Source organism: Cytobacillus sp. ABV4_503 (assembly GCF_056158445.1).
On record NZ_JBSWTH010000001.1, the window covers coordinates 4,655,660 to 4,676,128 of the forward strand.

Genomic DNA, 20,469 nt, shown 5'->3' on the forward strand with positions numbered 1-20,469 from the left:
GCTACAATACCATTTGACGTTTATACTATCAGGTAAGTTTCATAACTGGTTATTTTTTGAAAATTAAGTTTCTTTGTTTTTCGCAGATTATATGTCCATTATATCGAATTGTCGAAAAAACACGAAGTTTAAATAGAGACAAACAAAAAGAAGGGGAAAATTCCCCCTCCTATAAATACCCCTTTTGGCCCCTTTTTGGTACAGCTTTTTAAAACTCCCATTTTAATAAGTGATTTCTACTTTATTGAAAGAAATCAGTAAACTGGTTGAAATTGCCCTGCAGGAAGTCGAATGCAATATTTGGTGCAACTCCAAACAGGATGGTTGCTGCCAGGCTGATGCCGATAACAGCTGTTAATGCAGCTGGGGTCTTAACCTTTCCTGTATCAGCTGCTGGCCTGAAGAACATCTGCACCATTACGCCGAAGTAATAGAAGTATGAAACGACTGTTGTCGCAATCATAATCGATACCAATACATAATGGCCTTCATTCGGCACTAAGGCACCCATAAAGATATTCAGTTTGCCAATAAAGCCGGCTGTTCCCGGAATTCCCGCAAGTGACAACAGGAAGATGGCCATGGCAATGGCCAGAAACGGCGCCCGGCGGTATAATCCCGCAAATTGACTGATATCTTCAGATCCTGATTTATGTGTCACATGCTGGATGATCGCAAAAGCACCCAAGTTCATAAATAAGTAGGCTCCCAGATAGAACCAGAGTGTATCAAACATGAACAGTGACATGCTCGCAATGACGACTAGCAGATAACCAGCCTGAGCAATACTGGAATAGGCAAACAAACGCTTGATATTTCGCTGCCTTAACGCAATCAGGTTCCCAATAATCATCGTGGCTCCTGCCAGGAAGGCAATGTAATCCTGGAGAGCAAGAATCATTGGCAGCCCCTGTGCATCACCGGATGGTGCATTCGCAAAGATTGAGAACAGGATGCGGATAATAATGATGAACCCGGCTGTTTTGGAAACAACACTTAAAAAAGCTGTTACAGGTGTAGGTGCGCCCTGGTACACATCAGGCGCCCACATATGGAACGGTGCTGCTGCCAATTTGAAAGAAAGTCCCACCACAATCATAAAAAACGCAAGGCCAAGCAGGTAAATATGCTGCTCGTTATAGACGGATGTCAAAAATCCTGCCATTTCCTTTAAGTTCGTAGTTCCAGTTAAACCGTATACATAACTCATTCCAAACAAAGTGATCGCTGTGGCGATACTGCCATTTATCACATATTTCATGGCAGATTCATTTGAATGCAGATTTCGTTTTCTCATGCCTGCCAAAATGTAGGACGAGATGGAAAGCAGCTCAAGTCCCACAAACAGGGTAATTAAGTCGCCGCTTGAAGACATGATCATCGCTCCAAGTAATGCAGCCATGAAGAGATAGAAAAATTCCCCCCTGAATTCTTCCAATCCTTCATTTGGCTCATAGCCAATGGCAATCAGCAGTACCATAGCCGATCCAATCAAAAGCAGCAGCTTAAAAGCTTTTGCAAAGGAATCAAGCCTGAACGTATCAAGCAAAATGGATTCCGGGCCATGTCCGATAAGGCCCAATAAGGAAACAAGCGCTGCCAGAATGCCGGCAAAGCCGACCCAGCCGAGAACTTTTCGGCTTTGTGATTTCGGCATAAATAAATCCATTAGTGAAAGAGCGGTCGCAACACCAAGGATGATGAACTCTGGCGTCATAATGCCCCATTCATATGATAATAATGTTTCGAGATCCATCCTTCATCACCCTCCTATCCCCAGCATGATCGTTTCAAGTGTTGATGTCAGCGGTTCACTCAGTACACTTGGATAAACACCAATCAGGACAATTAAGCCGACTAAGACCAGGACAGGCACGAACTCAAACTTTTTCATATCCGTAACGCCAGCAAAGTCTCTATGCGCTTTGCCGTAAGTGATGCCCAGTACCGCGCGAAGCAGGTAAACTGCTGTCATAATGATTCCGATTGTACCGACTGCAGCAAGAATCGGCATTTCTCTAAATAAGCCAAGGAAGGCCATAAATTCACTTACAAATCCTGACATGCCAGGCAAACCAAGTGAAGCCATAGCCCCCGCAAGCAGGAAGCCTGCTGTAATCGGCATCCCTTTTGCCAAACCGCCGAGATTTTGAATATTGGAGGTTTGAACTCGTTCATAAAACACACCGACAAGGAAGAATAAAAGCGCTGCGATTAACCCGTGAGAAACAACCTGGAAAATCGCCCCCTGGATTCCTGCCTCATTTAATGCGCCTAACCCGATTAAAACGATTCCCATGTGGGAAATAGAAGAGTAGGCAAGCACCATTTTAAAGTCGGTCTGAACAAACGCCAGGAACGCTCCATACAGTAAATTCACGACTCCGAGCACAGCCAGCCAAACAGCCAGGCTTTGGAATTGCTCAGGAAATATCCCCATGCCGAAGCGGATTAAGCCGAATACCCCTATTTTCAAAAGCACCCCAGCGTGCAGCATGACGATTGATGGCGGAGCTTGTACGTGCACCCTTACCATCCAGCTGTGCAGCGGGAATATAGGAAGCTTCACTCCAAATGCAATTAAAAGCGCAATCAGCATGCCCATTTTCATATTTTCAGAGATTGGCGCAACTAGCTGCGGATTATCCGCGTTCATTACGGCCATCAAAGCATCAATATTAGCTGTGCCAGTTCGGGCAAACAGTACCATAATGACAATCAGCAGAACAGCAGATCCAAGTCCGTTATAGATCAGGAAGCTGTATGCTGCATTTTCCTTTTCAAAGTAACCCCATTTTCCGATCAGGAAGAAGGTCGGAATCAAGGTTATTTCAAAGAAGATAAAGAAAAGAATCAGGTTTTCAGCTGCAAATACACCCAGCATGCCGACTTCAAGCAGCAGGAACAGCATGAAATAGCCCTTCCATTCTTTTTTAATATGAATAGAAGCAATAGCTGCCAGTGTTGAAAGCACAGCTGTGAGCACAACCATGATTAATGAAAATCCATCCAGCCCCAGTTCATAATCAATGGAAAAAAGGTTGCCCAGCTGGCCGGAATCTCCAAACTGAATCCAGCTGACTTTTTCATTCAGCTGTTCCAAGCCTGCACCTGCACGGTATTGAAAATAGGCTATCAGCGCCAATACCAGTGCCGGAATGGTAGCCAGGAAACCAACGGCCTTGATCAATGATTCCTGTGTTTTCGGCAGGAATGATAATACTAAAATACCAAGCAGCGGGGAGAAAACTAAAATGGATAGAAAATAAGCTAAGTTCATTTTAAGTACCCCCCTGAAAACGCATAGATGACTACTAAAATAGCAAGCCCGACAAACGCCACTGTTCCGTAAGTCTGAATCTGGCCATTTTGAAATTTAGAACCAAGTCTTCCGAGTGCAGACGCGATTCCAGTTACGCTCTTTACAAGTCCTTCAACCAGGAACACTTCCAGGAAGCGCAGGAATGAGCTAAAGAATTTCACACCATTTACTACTGTCAGCGAATAGAATTCATCAATATAGTATTTATTGTACAGAACACTGTATGAAAGCGGCATTCTGCTTGTAAGCCAATCGCGGGCAAGCGAACGTTTGCCATACATTAGCCAGGCAAGGAAAATTCCCAGCAGGGAAACAGCAGTGGCGACAATCATTATCCATGCAGGCCCCTCAATATGGCCATGACCCAGAGCATGGTTATCTTCCACGAGCCAATCACCAAGAAATGTACCAAACCATGGTGTATTCACATATCCAGCCACTACAGCCAGCACCCCTAGGGCCACCATTGGCAGCGTCATAACACCAGGCGACTCGTGAACATTTTTCATATCGGTTCTTGCTTCACCAGCGAAAACCATAAAAAACAGACGGAACATATAAAATGCCGTAAAGAACGCAGCAATCACCGCTAGCCAGAACAGCACTGTATTCCCATGTGCCCAGGCAGCAATTAAAATCTCATCTTTACTGAAGAATCCTGAAAATAATGGAACCCCGCTGATCGCCAGTGTCCCAATCAGGAATAGAGGGCCAGTCACGCGCAGCTTTTTCCATAATCCGCCCATATGTTCAATATTCTGTGTATGAACCGCGTGGATGACACTTCCGGCTGCTAGAAACAGCAAGGCCTTGAAAAAGGCATGTGTCATTAAATGGAATACACCGGCTACATATCCGGCAGAACCCAGCGCCAGCATCATATAGCCAAGCTGGCTGACGGTTGAATAAGCGAGCACCCGCTTAATATCCTTTTGGACCAGGCCGATGCTTGCTGCAAAAATGGCTGTGAACGCCCCAATTACAGCAACTGTCATCAATGCTGTTTCACTTGCAGTAAACAGCGGGAACAGCGCTGCCACTAAATACACACCTGCAGCTACCATTGTCGCAGCATGGATTAATGCGGAGACCGGCGTCGGTCCTTCCATTGCGTCCGGAAGCCAGGTATGCAGCGGGAACTGGCCCGATTTACCGACAGCCCCTACAAAAATAAGAATAGCTGTTAACGTAATCATTGTGCCCGAAATGGCACCAGCTTCAACAGCTGCAAAAATTTCATCATACTCAAAGCTGCCAGCCTGCCAGAATAACAGAATCATTCCGATCAAAAGGCCGACGTCTCCAATACGGGTCATGATAAATGCTTTTTTAGCCGCAGCCTTTGCTTCCTCTTTGTAAAAATAGAAACCGATCAGCAGGAAGGAACCCAGTCCGACAAGCTCCCAGAAGAAATACGTCTGAAGCAGATTAGGCGAGATGACAAGGCCCAGCATGGCAAATGTAAATAACCCTAAATAAGCATAGAAAACAGGGAAGCGGTCATCACCCTGCATATAGCCTTTCGAATACGTATGTACCAGGAAACTGACAAGTGATACAATCACCAGCATCAGTGCATTTAACTGATTAACTTCAAAACCCGCTGTTAACTGAACATCCCCTATAGTCAGCCAAACGCCTTCTGCTTTAAAAGTTGGTGCCGAAAACCGGTCAAATAGCACCAATATTGAATAGACAAGCGATGCCAGGGAAAACAGAATTCCTATATATGCACTCGCTTCTTTTAGCCGTTTGCCGAATAAAATAAGGAACAAAAACGATAAAAGCGGGAAAAGCGGTATGATCCATGCATTCTCCATCATTATCACAATCCCCTTTTTTGAACACGCCCTAATGCTTGGCGTGTCAGATTGGGACCTTATTATCAGGTCCATAAAGGCGGCGCCATTTATGGCAGCCTTCACTACTCTCTATTCTCAGCCAGTCCGGCTGCATTTTTCACAGTCTTTTAGTGCTTCATAGCATCCATTTCATCAATGTTAACACTCTTCTTGTTACGATACAGGGCAATTAATATCGCCAGGCCAACTGCTGCTTCTGCTGCTGCAACAGTGATTGTAAACAAAGCAAATATCTGGCCTGTTATGGATGGCATTATGCCGTATTTGCTGAATGCCACCAGATTAATATTGACCGCATTCAGCATTAGTTCGATCGAGATCAGGACGATCACGGTATTCCGCTTGGTCAAGGCACCATACAGCCCGATGCAAAAGAGAATTAAAGCCAAAGCCAGGTAGGCTTGAACTGGAACTGCACTCATTCCTTTTCCGCCTCCTTCTCATCATCTCTTTTGGCCAAAACAATGGAGCCGATCAAAGCGACCAATAATAGAACAGATGTAACTTCAAACGGAATAATGAATTTTGAATAAAGCTCAATTCCAATTTGCTCTGTATTATTGACATGAAGGTCATTCGGCGCAGACGGCAAATCAATGTTATATATCCCGATGTAGACTGCGAAAGCAAAGCCGAGTACACCCAGGAATAATAACAGCTTTCTCCAGCGGCCTGTTTTCGGCTCGCTTGTATCATTATGGCGTGTCAGCATGATTCCGAACAGCATGATAATGGTGATGGCACCGGAGTAAATTAAGATCTGGACTGCAGCCAGGAATTCAGCTGAAAGCAGCACATAAATTCCGGCAATGCTTACAAATGTAAAAACCAGGGCGACAACCATATGCACGACTTTGGTAAGGTTCAATAAAAGCACGCCGCCGATGACCGCAACTAAAGCTAGAGACATAAACGCTAAAAACTCACCTGAAAACGTCATGCTTTATTCACCTTCCGTATATTTTCATCATTTTCATCAAGCCATTCAAGATTTTTAAACAGCTCATCCCTGCTATATTCCGCCAGTTCAAAATTATTGGTCATGATAATCGCTTCGGTTGGGCAGACCTCTGTGCACAAGTCGCAAAGAATGCAAATTTCGAAATTGATATCATAGGTATCAATAATTTTTCCCTTTTTGGCAGGGTCCGGATGCTTTTTGCCTGTAAGCTGGATACAATCGGTTGGACAAATATTTGCACACTGATTGCACACGATGCACTTTTCAGGATAAAACTTTTGAATTCCCCTGAACCGGTCCGGAAGCGGAAGAGGTTCATTCGGATAGTCATAGGTTACCTTTTTGCGTGTCAGGTTTTTTAGGGTATACGATAATCCTTTCGCTAAACCAAGCATGTTTTTTCACCCCTTATTTGAAATGCGGAAGCGCCTTGCCCACCCCCGACAAGCACAAGACGAGCCCTGCAAGAAGGTGATCTTTCCTTCTGGAAGGGATTGGCTTGTGACCTCGAGGGGGTAGGCGCTGAAGCTAGACAGTTCTCGAAGTTTTATAGGCCGGTCCTCAATTAAAATATATTCAGCCATTCTTTCAGCAAAGCTGTTAAGAAAATATTCGCAAGCGCAACCGGCAGCAGAACCTTCCAGCCAAATTCCATGAGCTGGTCTGCACGAAGGCGCGGGAATGTGACACGGAACCAAACCAAGATAAAGATGACAGCCGTAAACTTAATCGCAAACCAAACGGCACCCGGAATGAATTCCAGGAAAGGAAGCGGCAGCCATCCGCCAAGGAATAATACGGTTGTCAATGAAGCCATTGCAAAGAAATATACATATTCCGCAAGCATGAAGAACGCCCAGCGGAAGCCGGAATATTCAACATGGAAACCTGCGACCAGTTCTGATTCCGCCTCAGGCAAATCAAATGGAACACGGTTCAGCTCCGCTGTTGAAGCAATCAGGAATACGATAAAAGCGATTGGCTGCCAAATGATGAACCAGCCATTTTTTTGCGCTTCCACGATCTCATTAAGGTTTAAGCTGCCTGTTAAAAGGATAATGCCTAATACAGACATAACGAGTGGAATCTCATAAGAAATCATCTGGGCCGCGGCACGCATTCCGCCTAGCAAAGCATATTTATTATTGGAAGCCCATGCTCCGGTGACAATACCGACTGTTGTCAGCCCGGAAATGGCGATATAATACAGCAATCCAACTCCAATATCAGCAAACTGAAGTTTATCTGTAAAAGGAATCGTCGCCAGCACCATAAATGCCGGTGCAAATGCAATAACTGGTGCAAGTATAAACAATGGCCTGTCTGCCAGCTTAGGGATGGTGTCTTCTTTTAATAAAAGCTTCAATACATCAGCAACGGTCTGCAGCAGCCCCCAGCGGCCGCCGACCTGATTCGGGCCATGGCGCAGCTGCATAAATCCCATGACTTTACGTTCTGCCAGAATGGCGTAAGTAACAAATCCCAAAACGACTAATAGCAAAACGGTGGCAAGCAAGAAGAAAATGCCGAAATTCAGCAAACCTGCTTCGGAATAGAGAAGTTCTTCTACCATTAACCGTCCACCTCCCCAAGGACAATATCAATTGCCCCTAAAATAGCAATCAAGTTCGCAATGTTTTCGCCTTCAAGTAATTTAGGGAGAATTTGAAGATTATAGAATGATGGCCTCCGGAATTTTAACCGGTATGGCTCTTTCTTTCCATCACTCGCGATATAGCAGCCGATTTCTCCCCGTGGAGACTCAATTCTAACAAACGCTTCCCCTTTAGGCGCTTTAATGATTTTCGGCACTTTTGCCAGAATATCGCCTTCTGAAGGGAATTGCTCAACAGCCTGTTCAAGGATTTTTAATGATTCTTCAATTTCCTGCATGCGCACATGATAACGGGCCCATGCATCCCCGCCGTCCTGTACGGCAACTTCGAAATCGAAGCGGTCATAGATGGAGTATGGCTCATCTTTGCGGAGATCCCATTTCACGCCTGTACAGCGGAGATTTGCACCGCTCAGAGAGTAGTTTAAAGCATCCTCTTTCGTATACTTTCCTACCCCTTTGACACGGTTCATGAAAATTTCATTTCCTGTTACAAGCTGATGATAACCTTTCAGCTGCTCACGCATATAGGGAACAAACTCTCTTACTTTATCAATCCAGCCTTCAGGAGCATCCCATTTTACACCGCCGACACGCATATAGTTAAACGTTAAGCGGCCCCCGGATATCTCATTCAGCATATTGATAATCATTTCACGCTCTCTGAATGCATACAGGAATGGGCTTGTCGCTCCAATATCCAGCAAATATGTACCCCACCATACGAGATGGCTGGCAATCCGGCCAAGTTCCATGGTGATCACACGCAGATATTCGGCCCGCTCCGGAATTTCAAGGTCCATCATCGTTTCAACCGCGTGGACAAGGATATAATTATTCGTCATGGCTGCAAGATAATCCATTCGGTCTGTATAAGGAATAATTTGCGTATATTGCAGGTTTTCAGCTAATTTCTCCGTTCCGCGGTGCAGATAGCCGATGACCGGTTTCGCCTCTTTGATGATTTCACCGTCAATTTTCAGAACAAGGCGGAAAACACCGTGTGTACTTGGATGCTGAGGTCCAACATTCAATAGCATTTCTTCGGTTCGCAGCATTGGTTACACCTCCACATCGTACGGTTCATAGTCTTTGCGCAGCGGATGCCCGATCCAGTCTTCCCCAAGCATAATCCGATATAAATTAGGGTGGCCCTTGAACTGAATGCCCAGCAAATCATACGTTTCACATTCCGGCCAATCCGCTCCAGCCCATAACGGCTGCAGAGAATCAATTTCCGGCTTATCGCGGTCAATTTTAACCTTAAGGGCTACAGATTGGCGCTTTTTATATGAGTATAAATGAGCATACACTTCCATATGCGTCTCAAAATCAGTGCCATGAAGCTCTGATAGGTAATCAAAACCAAGTTGTTCATTATATTTCAGGAATTCTGCCAATTTAAAATATGATTCAGCCTTGGCAACTAAAGTAGGCACATCCTTGGAAAGATCATTAATATAGTACTCTTCAAGAACGTCAGCACCAAGATTCTCTTCAATTACCTTTACATATTTATCAAGATAAGGCTGATTAACGGATGGCGCTTTTTCTGCAGCCGGTTCAGTGTCTGCCTTGCTTCCGGCAGCTTTTGCCTTTGCGGCAGCTGCGGCGGCGGCCTTTGCTTTTGCGGCTGCGATTGCCTTGGCCTTTTCATCATCAGCTGATCCGCCAGCTTTGCCTGCCGCAGCTAATTTTGCTTTTGCTGCAGCGGCGGCTTTCGCCTTTGCGGCTGCAATAGCCTTTGCTTTCTCGTCATCCCCGCCAGCTTGTTTTGCTTGAGCAGTGTCTTTCGCCTTAGCTGCGGCGGCGGCCTTTGCTTTTGCGGCGGCAGCGGCTTTTTGCTTGGCGATGTCTATGTCTTCTGCTGGTGATTCTTCCTTCGCTTCGCCCTGCTCTTTCGCTTTCAGCTTTGCCAGGGCTGCAGCCTTCGCCTTCGCGGCGGCGGCGGCTTTTTGCTTGGCCAGATCCATGTCTTCTGCTGGCGACTCTTCCTTCGCTTCGCCCTGTTCTTTCGCTTTCAGCTTTGCCATTGCTGCAGCCTTTGCCATTGCTGCAGCCTTTGCCTTTGCGGCAGCGGCGGCTTTTTGCTTGGCAATGTCCATGTCTTCTGCTGGTGATTCTTCCTTCGCTTCGCCCTGCTCTTTCGCTTTCATTTTAGCCAGTGCTGCAGCCTTCGCCTTCGCGGCGGCGGCGGCTTTTTGCTTGGCCAGATCCAAGTCTTCTGCTGGCGATTCTTCCTTCGCTTCGCCCTGCTCTTTCGCTTTCAGCTTTGCCAGGGCTGCAGCCTTTGCCTTCGAGACGGCGGCGGCTTTTTGCTTGGCCAGATCCAAGTCTTCTGCTGACGATTCTTCCTTCGCTTCGCCCTGCTCTTTCGCCTTCATTTTAGCCAGTGCTGCAGCCTTCGCTTTAGCTGCTGCTTCTTTTTTCAGCTGTTCAAGATCTTTTTCTCCGCTCATAGGTTAGATCACCTTCTTCCCAGTCTTAGCCTCATAACGGATTTTTTCTTTTAGTTTATTAATTCCATAAATCAATGCTGCCGGGTTCGGCGGGCATCCTGGTATGTATACATCAACAGGGACAATCTGGTCGACCCCTTTTACAACTGAGTAAGATTTTACGTATGGCCCGCCCGCAGTTGCACATGAGCCCATCGCAATCACCCATTTTGGTTCAGGCATCTGATCGTAAAGACGGCGGACAATTGGCGCCATTTTCTTTGTTACTGTACCTGAAACAATCATGACATCAGACTGGCGGGGAGATGTACGGAAAAAAGATCCGAAACGGTCCAAATCGTAGTGCGATGAACCTACACCCATCATTTCAATGGCACAGCAAGCAAGCCCGAAGGTCATTGGCCACAATGAATTACTCCGCGCCCACGCTTTAATCTGTTCCAAAGTTGCCATAAACACATTACGCTGCAGTTCTTCCATTTCTTCTGGTGTAATATTATCCAACTTTAAATCCATTTCAGCACCTTCTTTTTCCATGCATAAACAAGTCCAATTACTAGCATAAATACAAAAATCAGCATCTCAATCAATGCAAAAATCCCAAGTTTTTCATAGGCCACAGCCCACGGATACAAAAATACAGTCTCTACATCAAAAATGACAAACATCAGGGCAAAAATATAATAGCGGACATTGAACTGCACCCTCGAATCATGGAATGGCTCAATCCCGCTCTCATATGTGGTATACTTCGTATCATATGGCTTATAGGGCCGCAAAAGCTTTCCCAAAAACAAAGCCACCACAGGCAGTAAAACTCCCAGGCACAAAAACACAAAAACTATCAAATAGTTATTCTGATATAAATTCCAAAGCTCCATGCCCATCCCCTCCAATGCTGAAAATTTTCACAACATTTAAACATGTAACCGTAACCATTATACACCCTACTCCCACATGTGTCGACACAACCTCATACTATTATTGGAAATTATCGCTGGCGTCAAATCGAATCGCCGAGAAAGAGAATTTACATACGCAGTTGTAAGCAAGTGACACACCTTCCCTAGATTATATGAGCTTGCCCCCAGTCAATATCCATTAAATTCTTCCTTATATTCATCTACCATTAAAAATGAAACTTACTGCTTTGTCAGTGAGATATCTAACACCTTAGGAGGATTTTTCATTAACAACTCACTTATATATCTTTTTATTTCTAAAAAAATGACACTTCTTATGCTGTAACTTCTTATATATATGCTGTTTATTAAAATAAAACCTTGTTCCTCAAGTTTTTCGGTCAGTTCCAGCATTTATCGGTCAAATTAGAATTTTATCGGTCAGAATTTGTATTTTATCGGCTGGTTCTCCTCCTTTATCGGTCACTTTTCCGATTTATCGGTCAGTTCCTGTTCTATCAACATTACAGCATTAACATGCTGACAATATAAAACCATATACAAAAGTTTCTATTTAATCCATCTTAAGGATTAAATATATCAAATATGACCGTTTCTGATGCTTTTTGTTCATCTATTATGAACATTATTATGTTTTGCCATTTCTTCGTTAATTTCATGAAATGTGCGTAATTGAATTATAACTTCCCTGTTCTTTTTCTCAGAATTTTCTGTGCTAGCATAGAAATTGTCAAACAAGCTATTAGGAGGCTTAATATGAAAAAGTATTTTTATTATCTGCTCGCAGCTATAACGATCTGGAGTACAGCAGGTGCGAGCGCACAAGCAGAAGAGGTAACAGTAAACAAAGGGGATACCCTGTGGTCCATAGCACAAAAACATGAAGTGTCCGTTCGGGATATAAAAAGCTGGAATGGTCTAACTGGAGATTTGATTCACCCAAATGATAAACTTAATGTTTCACCTGAAGAAATATACATAGTAAAATCCGGTGACACTCTCTGGAATATCGCTAAAACATACGGTATTAATGTACATAACCTTAAAAAATGGAATCAGCTGAACTCAGACCTTATTAAACCTGGTTTAGAGCTTATCATCTATAAAAATGGCTCGGCTAAGGAATCAACGCCTAAAACAGTTGTAAAAGCGGCTAACACAGAACAGCCTGCAGCTGAAACGGACAAAAGCCTGACTGTCACTGCAACTGCCTATACAGCCAGCTGCGAAGGATGCGTCGGCATTACAAAAACAGGAGTAAATCTTATCGATAATCCGGATGCAAAAGTAATTGCGGTGGATCCGGACGTCATTCCTTTGGGTTCTAAGGTATTTGTAGAAGGATACGGCTATGCCACTGCCGAGGATATTGGCGGGGGAATTAATGGAAATGAAATTGATGTGTTTATACCTGCCACACCAGATGCGATGCAATGGGGAAGAAAAGAGGTAAAAGTTAAGATTCTGAATTAAATCCTTTTAACGAAGAGGTCTCTCTCAGGGACCTCTTTAATTGTGCCATTCATAATAATGGCTACTTTTTAACCAAGTATATTTCAGACACACGGCAAAATGCTTTTAAAAGATTCTGCATGCATTTTATCCGAATCGCTTCGTCAAATAAAAATACGTTGAATATCTCCGCTTCAAGCATGATGAAGATTTTCATGGTAGCATCATCCTTATTGCTTATATGATTATTTGTAAAATAGCTGATTAATTCTCTTTCATAATATTCTATCGTTCCAAATAATACAGTCGACAAGGAAATCACCCCCTGGTTTTCTCCAACCTTGTCTTTCTTAGCACATGTTGATAATATATGACTCTATTCCGCGGGTTTCAACAAAATCTGACACTTTTAACAAAATAGTTAAATTAGTTAAAAAGACCATTCGTTTTTAATATAAATGAAACATGGCTGTTTCCTTTGAAATTATATTTTGTGATAAAGTTACCTTAAGAGCTTAAATTAGGAGAAATACATATGACTAAAAACAACTGCCCAGTTATTCAAAAATTCGATGAGCTCGTTAAAAAAAGCAATGAGCTCAAAAAAGAACTAGACGTTACTCCTTTTGAAGATAAACAAAAGTTCATGAGCCTTCTCAAAAAGCTCATGACCGTGCATAAGAATTTGGATCAGTTAACCCTATATGACCAGACAAAGTATTGAAATACTACAAGGACAGGCCTATGCCTGTCCTTTCTTCATTTGACTATCAACCACTCACCCACCAACATATCAACTATCAATAATAAACAATTATATTCATCTAAAAACAGGCTGCCCTCCTTGAGGCAGCCTTTTTTTATTAGTAGCGTCTTCTTCGGTTTCTAAGGAACGCAGGAGTATCAAGTGACTCTTCTTGCGGGTCAGCCTGCACCCGGTAATCTTCCTGAACCGGTTCCCGATGTTCTCTCCCCTGCCGGCGATTGCCCGGCTCTTCTGCATACTGATATGTATGAACATATTCTTTTTCTACTGGTGGCTTTGAACTAGGTTTAGCCCTTAGATCCTCTTGTTCATTAAAGCCGGTCGCAATAACCGTAACAAGTATTTCTTCTTTTAGGGAATCATTTATGACCGAGCCAAATATCATATTTACGTCTTCATCAGAAGCCGAAGCAACGATATCTGCAGCTTCTTGGACTTCATATAAACTGATATTTGCTCCGCCTGTAATATTCATTATGACGCCGCGTGCTCCATTAATGGACGTTTCTAATAATGGACTTGATATTGCTTTTCGGGCTGCTTCTGCCGCGCGGTCTTCCCCGGTGGCAATTCCGATTCCCATCAATGCTGTTCCTTTATGGGACATAACTGTTTTAACATCGGCAAAATCAAGGTTGATTAAACCAGGAACGGCAATCAAGTCCGAAATACCCTGAACACCCTGACGGAGGACATTATCCGCTTCCATAAACGCTTCAAGCATAGGTGTTTTCTTATCAATAATCTCTAATAAGCGATCATTTGGAATAATAATTAGCGTATCGACTGCTTTTTTCATCGCCTCAATGCCTGCATCTGCATTGGCTGCACGCTTACGGCCCTCAAACTTGAAGGGGCGGGTTACCACACCAATTGTCAGCGCGCCAACTTCACGGGCGATGCGTGCAATGGCAGGAGCTGCACCAGTTCCAGTTCCGCCGCCCATTCCAGCAGTAACAAATACCATGTCAGCACCCTTCAATACTTCACGAAGCTGGCTTTCACTTTCTTCCGCCGCTTTCCTGCCTACATCAGGATTTGCCCCTGCTCCCAGGCCCCTCGTTAAGGTAGCACCGATTTGCATGGTTACTTCTGCCTTTGATTGATTTAGAGCTTGTCCATCTGTATTAACAGCAATAAACTCTACACCCTCAACTCCATGTTCAATCATCCTGTTTACAGCGTTGTTTCCCCCGCCGCCGACTCCGATGACTTTGATCGTAGCATATTGGTCTATATTTGTATCAAACTCCAGCATTGCGGCTCCTCCTTTAATTCAAATAGACTTGCATGATTGCTTTAAAAAAGAGAGTAACCCATTAAAGGTATACTCTCTTCTATTGTAAAGGCCTATATTAAAGAATTCGAGTGATTTATCTATTTTTTGGGGCAATTTTCTTAAAATTCCGGTGGTAAATATTACTATTAAAAAAACACCCCCAGCTAAGCCAGGGGTGCTGATGTTTTTATTAGAACTTTCTTTCCGAAACTTCGATACGATTGATTGCACGCTGAAGTGCAAGCTCTGCACGGCGGAAATCAATGTTCTCACGCTTCTGCTCATTCAGGCGCTGTTCAGCACGCTGCTTCGCACGAATGGCTCGCTCTACATCAATTTCATCTGCTTGCTCAGCAGATTGCGCTAAAATCGTTACCTGCTCCGGACGAACTTCCAGGAATCCGCCGCTCACTGCGACGAAATCAGTTTTTCCGCCGTTTTTTAAACGAACGGCTCCAATTTGTAACGGTGCAACCATTGGAATGTGTCCAGGTAAAATTCCAAGCTCACCGCTTTGAGCTTTTGTGCTTACCATTTCCACATCTGATTCATACACCGGGCCATCGGGAGTAACAACACTGACTTTAATCGTCTTCATTTTTTACCCTCCTGGTCCAGAATTAGACCTCTACGCCCATTTTCTTAGCACTCTCGATAACTTCTTCGATTCGGCCGACAAGTCGGAATGCATCTTCTGGCAGGTGGTCATATTTTCCTTCAAGAATATCTTTGAAACCTTTAACAGTTTCTTTAACCGGTACGTATGAACCTGGCTGGCCAGTAAACTGCTCAGCAACGTGGAAGTTTTGTGATAAGAAGAACTGGATACGGCGCGCACGTGCTACGATGAGCTTGTCTTCATCAGAAAGCTCATCCATACCAAGGATCGCAATGATATCCTGAAGTTCTCTGTAACGCTGTAATGTCTGCTGTACCTGGCGTGCTACTGAGTAGTGCTCTTCTCCAACAATTTCCGGTGACAATGCACGGGAAGTGGAAGCAAGCGGATCCACCGCAGGGTAGATACCCATCTCAGAAAGCTTACGCTCAAGGTTAGTTGTTGCATCCAAGTGAGCGAATGTTGTAGCAGGAGCCGGATCCGTATAGTCATCGGCTGGTACGTAAATCGCCTGGATGGAAGTAACAGAACCTACGTTAGTAGATGTGATACGTTCCTGTAATTTACCCATTTCAGTAGCAAGTGTCGGCTGGTAACCAACGGCAGATGGCATACGGCCTAATAGGGCTGATACCTCTGAACCTGCCTGTGTGAAACGGAAGATGTTATCCATGAAGAATAGAACGTCCTGTCCCTGGTCATCACGGAAGAATTCTGCCATTGTCAAACCAGTCAGGGCAACACGCATACGCGCTCCTGGCGGCTCGTTCATCTGACCGAATACCATCGCTGTTTTCTTGATAACACCTGAGTCTGTCATTTCATGATAAAGGTCATTACCTTCACGAGTACGCTCACCTACACCGGCGAATACGGAAATACCGCCATGCTCCTGAGCGATGTTATTGATAAGCTCCTGGATTAATACGGTTTTACCTACTCCGGCACCACCGAAAAGACCGATTTTACCACCTTTAATGTAAGGGGCAAGAAGGTCTACTACCTTAATTCCAGTTTCAAGAATTTCTACTTCAGTAGAAAGCTGCTCAAACTTAGGAGCCTCTCTGTGGATAGAATCACGACGGGCATCTGCAGGGATTGCAGGATCTAAGTCGATTGATTCACCAAGTACGTTGAATACACGTCCAAGTGTTACATCACCTACTGGTACAGAGATTGAAGCACCAGTGTCAACAACTTCACTTCCGCGCTGTAAGCCGTCAGTAGAAGACATTGCAATGGTACGTACTGTATCATCACCTAAATGAAGGGCAACTTCAAGGGTTAAGTTGATGTCAACTTCAGATTCGTTACGCGCAGGATTTGTAACAGTCAATGCATTATAGATCTCAGGAAGCTGGCCGCTTTCGAACTTTACGTCAACAACCGGACCCATAACTTGAAGAACGCGTCCTTTGTTCATCTTTTTCCCTCCGTTCGTTTTACATAATGGAGAGCAGGCAACAACTCCACCTGCCAGCTCCGCTTTTCATTTGTCTAGCTTCAGCGCCAAGCCCCTCGAGGTCATAAGCCAATCCCTTTCGGAAGGAAAGAACACCTTCCAGCAGGGCTTGACTTATGCTTGAGGCCCGCAGGATGCGGGTCATGCAGACGTTGCCACAGGACGTGGCGGTTTTAGTCTGCGTTCGTTGGATCGAGGCGCTTCCGCTTTTCATTATTATTCTAACGCGGCTGCTCCGCCGACGATTTCGGTAATTTCCTGCGTGATGGCTGCCTGACGTGCGCGGTTATAGCTTAAGCTTAGTGAATTGATAAGGTCTTTAGCGTTATCCGTTGCATTTTGCATAGCCGTCATCCTTGCAGCATGCTCACTTGCCTTACTGTCTAAAAGCGCTCCGTAGATTAAGCTTTCAGCGTATTGAGGCAGCAATACTTTTAAAATTTCTTCAGCGGAAGGTTCAAACTCATAAGATGTAAGCTTTTTCGAGCTGGAGATATCCGTAAGCGGAAGAAGCTTCTTCTCTGTTACATCCTGTTGAATCGCGCTGACATAATGGCTGTAGTACATATATAATTCATCAAATGTCTCATCAGCGAACATGCCAACTGTTTTGCTGGCAATATCTTTGATTTCAGCAAATGCTGGCTGGTCTGCAACGGCAACGATATCCAGAATGACGTTCATATTGCGCTTTTTGAAAAAGTCGCGGCCAACACGTCCGATCGCAATGATTGCATATTCATCCGGTGATTTATGGCGCTTTTGAATCGTCTGGTAGACATTCCGCAAAACGTTACTGTTATAAGCTCCCGCAAGTCCGCGGTCAGACGTGATTACCAGGTAACCAGTTTTCTTGACAGGGCGGCTGGTCAGCATTGGATGTGATACATCCTTGCTTCCCAAAGCGATGGATGCCGTAACTTCCTGGATTTTCTCCATATAAGGCACGAATGACTTTGCATTCATTTCTGCCTTATTCATTTTCGCAGCCGATACCATCTGCATTGCTTTAGTAATTTGACTCGTTTTCTTCGTAGAAGTAATACGATTTTTTATATCGCGTAATGATGCCACAGGTTCTCACCACCCTTATACAAGTTTGTCAGAACCGAATTGAGCTGCTTAGATGGGGAGCACTTCCCCATCCAGGCAATCTCCATTATTCGGATACTGCGAAAGTTTTCTTAAAGTCGTTAATCGCAGATGTCATATCGTCATCAGAAGGAAGTTCTTTAGTAGTCACGATATGGTCTAACAAATCTTTGCGGTTATGGTCTAACCATGAAAGGAATTCAGATTCGAAACGACGAATATCCTGTACAGGAATGTCATCTAAGAAACCGCGAGTTAGAGCGTAAAGGATTGCAACCTGCTTCTCAACTTTTAGCGGCTTGTTAAGATCCTGCTTTAGAACCTCTACTGTACGGGCACCACGGTTAAGTTTAGCCTGTGTTGCTTTATCAAGGTCAGAACCGAACTGGGCAAATGATTCAAGTTCACGGTATGAAGCAAGGTCAAGACGCAGTGTACCTGCAACCTTTTTCATTGCTTTGATCTGTGCAGATCCACCTACACGTGATACAGAAAGACCTGCGTTGATCGCCGGACGTACACCAGAGAAGAATAGGTCTGACTGAAGGAAAATTTGTCCGTCAGTGATTGAGATAACGTTTGTTGGAATATATGCAGAAACGTCTCCTGCTTGTGTTTCGATAAATGGAAGCGCAGTGATTGAACCTGCACCTTTCGCATCGCTTAGCTTAGCAGCGCGCTCAAGCAAGCGGCTGTGCAAGTAGAATACGTCCCCTGGATAAGCTTCACGGCCTGGAGGACGGCGCAATAGCAATGAAAGCTCACGGTAAGCAGAAGCTTGCTTTGTTAAGTCATCATACACAACAAGAACGTGCTTGCCGTTGTACATGAACTCTTCACCCATTGTTACACCAGCGTAAGGAGCTAAGTATAGCATTGGAGCAGGCTGTGATGCAGATGCTGTTACAACGATTGTGTAATCCAGGGCACCTTGCTTACGAAGTGTTTCTACTGCATTACGAACTGTAGATTCTTTTTGTCCGATTGCCACGTAGATACATACCATATCCTGATCTTTTTGGTTCAGGATCGTATCGATTGCAACGGATGTTTTACCTGTTTGACGGTCACCGATGATTAACTCACGCTGTCCGCGGCCGATTGGCACAAGAGCGTCAATCGCCTTGATACCTGTCTGAAGCGGCTCGTGTACGGATTTACGATCCATAACACCTGGTGCCGGGCTTTCAATTGGACGTGATTTAGTTGTGTTGATTGGTCCCATGCCATCTACTGGCTGTCCAAGAGGGTTTACTACGCGGCCGATCAGTTCTTCACCAACCGGTACCTCCATGATGCGGCCCGTACGGCGTACTTCATCGCCTTCACGGATTTCTGTAAATGGTCCTAAAATGATAATACCGACGTTATTTTCTTCAAGGTTTTGTGCCATACCCATAACGCCGTTTGAAAATTCAACAAGTTCTCCAGCCATGACATTGTCGAGGCCATGAGCACGAGCGATACCGTCACCAACAGAGATAACCGTACCTACATCACTCACTTGAATTTCCGACTGATAGTTTTCGATTTGCTTTTTTATCAGCGCACTGATTTCTTCAGCATTGATGCTCATGAGTTTCACCCCTATCTACGAATCTTAGCCTAATAATTGACGTTCAAGACGCTCTAGCTTCCCGCGCAAGCTGCCGTCGAAAATCCGGTTTCCGATTCGAAGCTTGATGCCGCCGAGCAAGTTAGTATCAACTATATTGTCAATACGAAGTGATTTTTTTCCAACCTTAGCTGCAAATGACACAGATAATGCTTCCTTCTCTGCTTCAGTCAGCGGACGAACAGTGTATACTTTCGCATCCGCAATCCCTTTTTTATCATTCGCAAGGCTTATAAAATGATCTGCCACATCAGAGATATGATCTTCGCGGTGGCGTTCAATTAATATCATTAACGTATTTAGTACAAACGTGTTCACAGATGCAAATGCGTCTTTTAAAATCTCTTTTTTCTTCTCAATTGAAAGCTTTGGAGATTTCAATACAGACTTTAAATCTGAGTTATTCGTTACTACTTCTTTCACTGCACGAAGCTCTTCTTCCATTTGGTCAAGAAGCTGGTGTTCATTCGCAAGCTGGAAAAGAGCCAACGCGTAGCGCTTTGCTACTGTGGAGCCCGTCATCGCTTTTCTCCTGCCTCTTGAATGTATTCATTGATCAGCTTTTCTTGATCAGCTGCGCTTAATTCCTTCTCAATAACCTTGGAAGCAATTAGGACAGACAATGAAGCGACCTGCTCGCGGATAGCGGCAACCGCCTGTTCTTTCTGCTGCTCGATTTCAAGCTTAGCAGATTCCTTAATGCGTTCAGACTCAGTGCGGGCAGCCGCAATGATCTCCTCGCGCTGCACGTCGCCTTGTTTCTTCGCATTTTCGATAAGGCCCTGTGCTTCTGTACGTGCTTCTTTTAAAAGACTTCTTTGCTCTTCTAAAAGTTTTTTTGCTTCTGTACGGCTTTCTTCTGCCGCTTGGATTTCACTGGCAATGTGCTCTTCACGCTGCTGCATAATGCCCATTAAAGGACCCCACGCGAATTTTTTCAGCAATGCCAACAAGATGATGAACATGATCAGCTGGTACAAAATGTCCCCGCCGTTAAAACCGCCGCCTGCAGCGCCTAATACTAGACTGTTTGTTAACACCC

The 20,469-nt window shown here is 44.5% G+C and carries 21 protein-coding genes; 2 read left to right on the plus strand and 19 right to left on the minus strand.

Features of this window, described 5'->3' with window-relative positions:
- Positions 1-241 precede the first annotated feature (241 nt).
- From nuoN to ACXAD1_RS23245, 11 genes are all read right to left on the minus strand, one after another.
- Positions 242-1,756: an NADH-quinone oxidoreductase subunit NuoN gene (gene nuoN / locus ACXAD1_RS23195; protein WP_474911166.1), complete on the minus strand. Its 1,515-nt coding sequence runs from the start codon at positions 1,754-1,756 to the stop codon at positions 242-244.
- Positions 1,757-1,762: 6 nt separating this feature from the next.
- On the minus strand, positions 1,763-3,280 hold the full coding sequence (locus ACXAD1_RS23200) for an NADH-quinone oxidoreductase subunit M (protein WP_474911167.1): 1,518 nt from the start codon (positions 3,278-3,280) through the stop codon (positions 1,763-1,765).
- Entirely contained in the window at positions 3,277-5,145 is a 1,869-nt protein-coding gene (nuoL, locus tag ACXAD1_RS23205) for an NADH-quinone oxidoreductase subunit L (protein WP_370223614.1), read from the minus strand. Before nuoL ends, ACXAD1_RS23200 begins: the two co-directional genes overlap by 4 nt.
- A 146-nt stretch (positions 5,146-5,291) precedes the next feature.
- Positions 5,292-5,606 (minus strand): NADH-quinone oxidoreductase subunit NuoK, encoded by a 315-nt coding sequence (gene nuoK / locus ACXAD1_RS23210; RefSeq protein WP_206840694.1) that lies wholly within the window; start codon positions 5,604-5,606, stop codon positions 5,292-5,294.
- Positions 5,603-6,124, minus strand: coding sequence for an NADH-quinone oxidoreductase subunit J (locus ACXAD1_RS23215; protein WP_370223611.1), 522 nt, complete (start codon positions 6,122-6,124; stop codon positions 5,603-5,605). The genes nuoK and ACXAD1_RS23215 overlap by 4 nt, the downstream gene beginning before the upstream one ends.
- Positions 6,121-6,540: an NADH-quinone oxidoreductase subunit NuoI gene (gene nuoI, locus ACXAD1_RS23220; RefSeq protein ID WP_009332200.1), complete on the minus strand. Its 420-nt coding sequence runs from the start codon at positions 6,538-6,540 to the stop codon at positions 6,121-6,123. The genes ACXAD1_RS23215 and nuoI overlap by 4 nt, the downstream gene beginning before the upstream one ends.
- Before the next feature lie 170 nt (positions 6,541-6,710).
- Positions 6,711-7,718, minus strand: a complete 1,008-nt coding sequence (gene nuoH, locus ACXAD1_RS23225) for an NADH-quinone oxidoreductase subunit NuoH (RefSeq protein ID WP_206840698.1) — start codon at positions 7,716-7,718, stop codon at positions 6,711-6,713.
- Positions 7,718-8,818, minus strand: a complete 1,101-nt coding sequence (locus ACXAD1_RS23230) for an NADH-quinone oxidoreductase subunit D (RefSeq protein WP_474911168.1) — start codon at positions 8,816-8,818, stop codon at positions 7,718-7,720. The genes nuoH and ACXAD1_RS23230 overlap by 1 nt, the downstream gene beginning before the upstream one ends.
- 3 nt (positions 8,819-8,821) lie before the next feature.
- A complete protein-coding gene (locus ACXAD1_RS23235; RefSeq protein ID WP_474911169.1) occupies positions 8,822-10,219 on the minus strand; it encodes an NADH-quinone oxidoreductase subunit C in 1,398 nt (465 codons plus the stop codon).
- 3 nt (positions 10,220-10,222) lie between these two features.
- Positions 10,223-10,735 (minus strand): NuoB/complex I 20 kDa subunit family protein, encoded by a 513-nt coding sequence (locus tag ACXAD1_RS23240; RefSeq protein ID WP_035327895.1) that lies wholly within the window; start codon positions 10,733-10,735, stop codon positions 10,223-10,225.
- On the minus strand, positions 10,726-11,100 hold the full coding sequence (locus ACXAD1_RS23245; RefSeq protein WP_009332205.1) for an NADH-quinone oxidoreductase subunit A: 375 nt from the start codon (positions 11,098-11,100) through the stop codon (positions 10,726-10,728). Before ACXAD1_RS23245 ends, ACXAD1_RS23240 begins: the two co-directional genes overlap by 10 nt.
- A 798-nt stretch (positions 11,101-11,898) precedes the next feature.
- On the opposite strand from ACXAD1_RS23245, the gene ACXAD1_RS23250 reads away from it, so the two are divergent.
- Positions 11,899-12,615 carry a 3D domain-containing protein gene (locus ACXAD1_RS23250; RefSeq protein ID WP_474911170.1) on the plus strand — a complete coding sequence of 239 codons (717 nt, stop codon included), beginning with the start codon at positions 11,899-11,901 and terminating at the stop codon, positions 12,613-12,615.
- A gap of 61 nt (positions 12,616-12,676) precedes the next feature.
- Here ACXAD1_RS23250 and ACXAD1_RS23255 read toward each other — a convergent pair whose 3' ends face one another.
- Complete coding sequence (locus tag ACXAD1_RS23255; protein ID WP_206840705.1) at positions 12,677-12,907, minus strand: hypothetical protein; 231 nt, start codon at positions 12,905-12,907, stop codon at positions 12,677-12,679.
- A 222-nt stretch (positions 12,908-13,129) separates the two neighbouring features.
- On the opposite strand from ACXAD1_RS23255, the gene ACXAD1_RS23260 reads away from it, so the two are divergent.
- Entirely contained in the window at positions 13,130-13,318 is a 189-nt protein-coding gene (locus ACXAD1_RS23260) for a hypothetical protein (protein ID WP_009332207.1), read from the plus strand.
- Positions 13,319-13,457: 139 nt separating this feature from the next.
- Here the strand turns inward: ACXAD1_RS23260 and ftsZ are convergent, their stop codons facing one another.
- The 7 genes from ftsZ to ACXAD1_RS23295 form a co-directional block, all read right to left on the minus strand.
- Positions 13,458-14,618 carry a cell division protein FtsZ gene (gene ftsZ, locus ACXAD1_RS23265; RefSeq protein WP_370223603.1) on the minus strand — a complete coding sequence of 387 codons (1,161 nt, stop codon included), beginning with the start codon at positions 14,616-14,618 and terminating at the stop codon, positions 13,458-13,460.
- A 211-nt stretch (positions 14,619-14,829) separates the two neighbouring features.
- Positions 14,830-15,237 (minus strand): F0F1 ATP synthase subunit epsilon, encoded by a 408-nt coding sequence (locus tag ACXAD1_RS23270; RefSeq protein WP_206840709.1) that lies wholly within the window; start codon positions 15,235-15,237, stop codon positions 14,830-14,832.
- Positions 15,238-15,259: 22 nt separating this feature from the next.
- Positions 15,260-16,681 (minus strand): F0F1 ATP synthase subunit beta, encoded by a 1,422-nt coding sequence (gene atpD, locus ACXAD1_RS23275; protein WP_206840711.1) that lies wholly within the window; start codon positions 16,679-16,681, stop codon positions 15,260-15,262.
- Between the two features lie 255 nt (positions 16,682-16,936).
- Positions 16,937-17,794 carry a F0F1 ATP synthase subunit gamma gene (locus ACXAD1_RS23280; protein WP_009332212.1) on the minus strand — a complete coding sequence of 286 codons (858 nt, stop codon included), beginning with the start codon at positions 17,792-17,794 and terminating at the stop codon, positions 16,937-16,939.
- Positions 17,795-17,879: 85 nt separating this feature from the next.
- The gene (gene atpA / locus ACXAD1_RS23285; protein ID WP_206840713.1) at positions 17,880-19,388 is read right to left on the minus strand and encodes a F0F1 ATP synthase subunit alpha; all 1,509 of its coding nucleotides are present in this window, start codon (positions 19,386-19,388) and stop codon (positions 17,880-17,882) included.
- Between the two features lie 24 nt (positions 19,389-19,412).
- Positions 19,413-19,949: a F0F1 ATP synthase subunit delta gene (locus ACXAD1_RS23290; protein ID WP_019380612.1), complete on the minus strand. Its 537-nt coding sequence runs from the start codon at positions 19,947-19,949 to the stop codon at positions 19,413-19,415.
- On the minus strand, positions 19,946-20,467 hold the full coding sequence (locus tag ACXAD1_RS23295) for a F0F1 ATP synthase subunit B (RefSeq protein ID WP_206840715.1): 522 nt from the start codon (positions 20,465-20,467) through the stop codon (positions 19,946-19,948). Before ACXAD1_RS23295 ends, ACXAD1_RS23290 begins: the two co-directional genes overlap by 4 nt.
- Between the last annotated feature and the right edge of the window lie 2 nt (positions 20,468-20,469).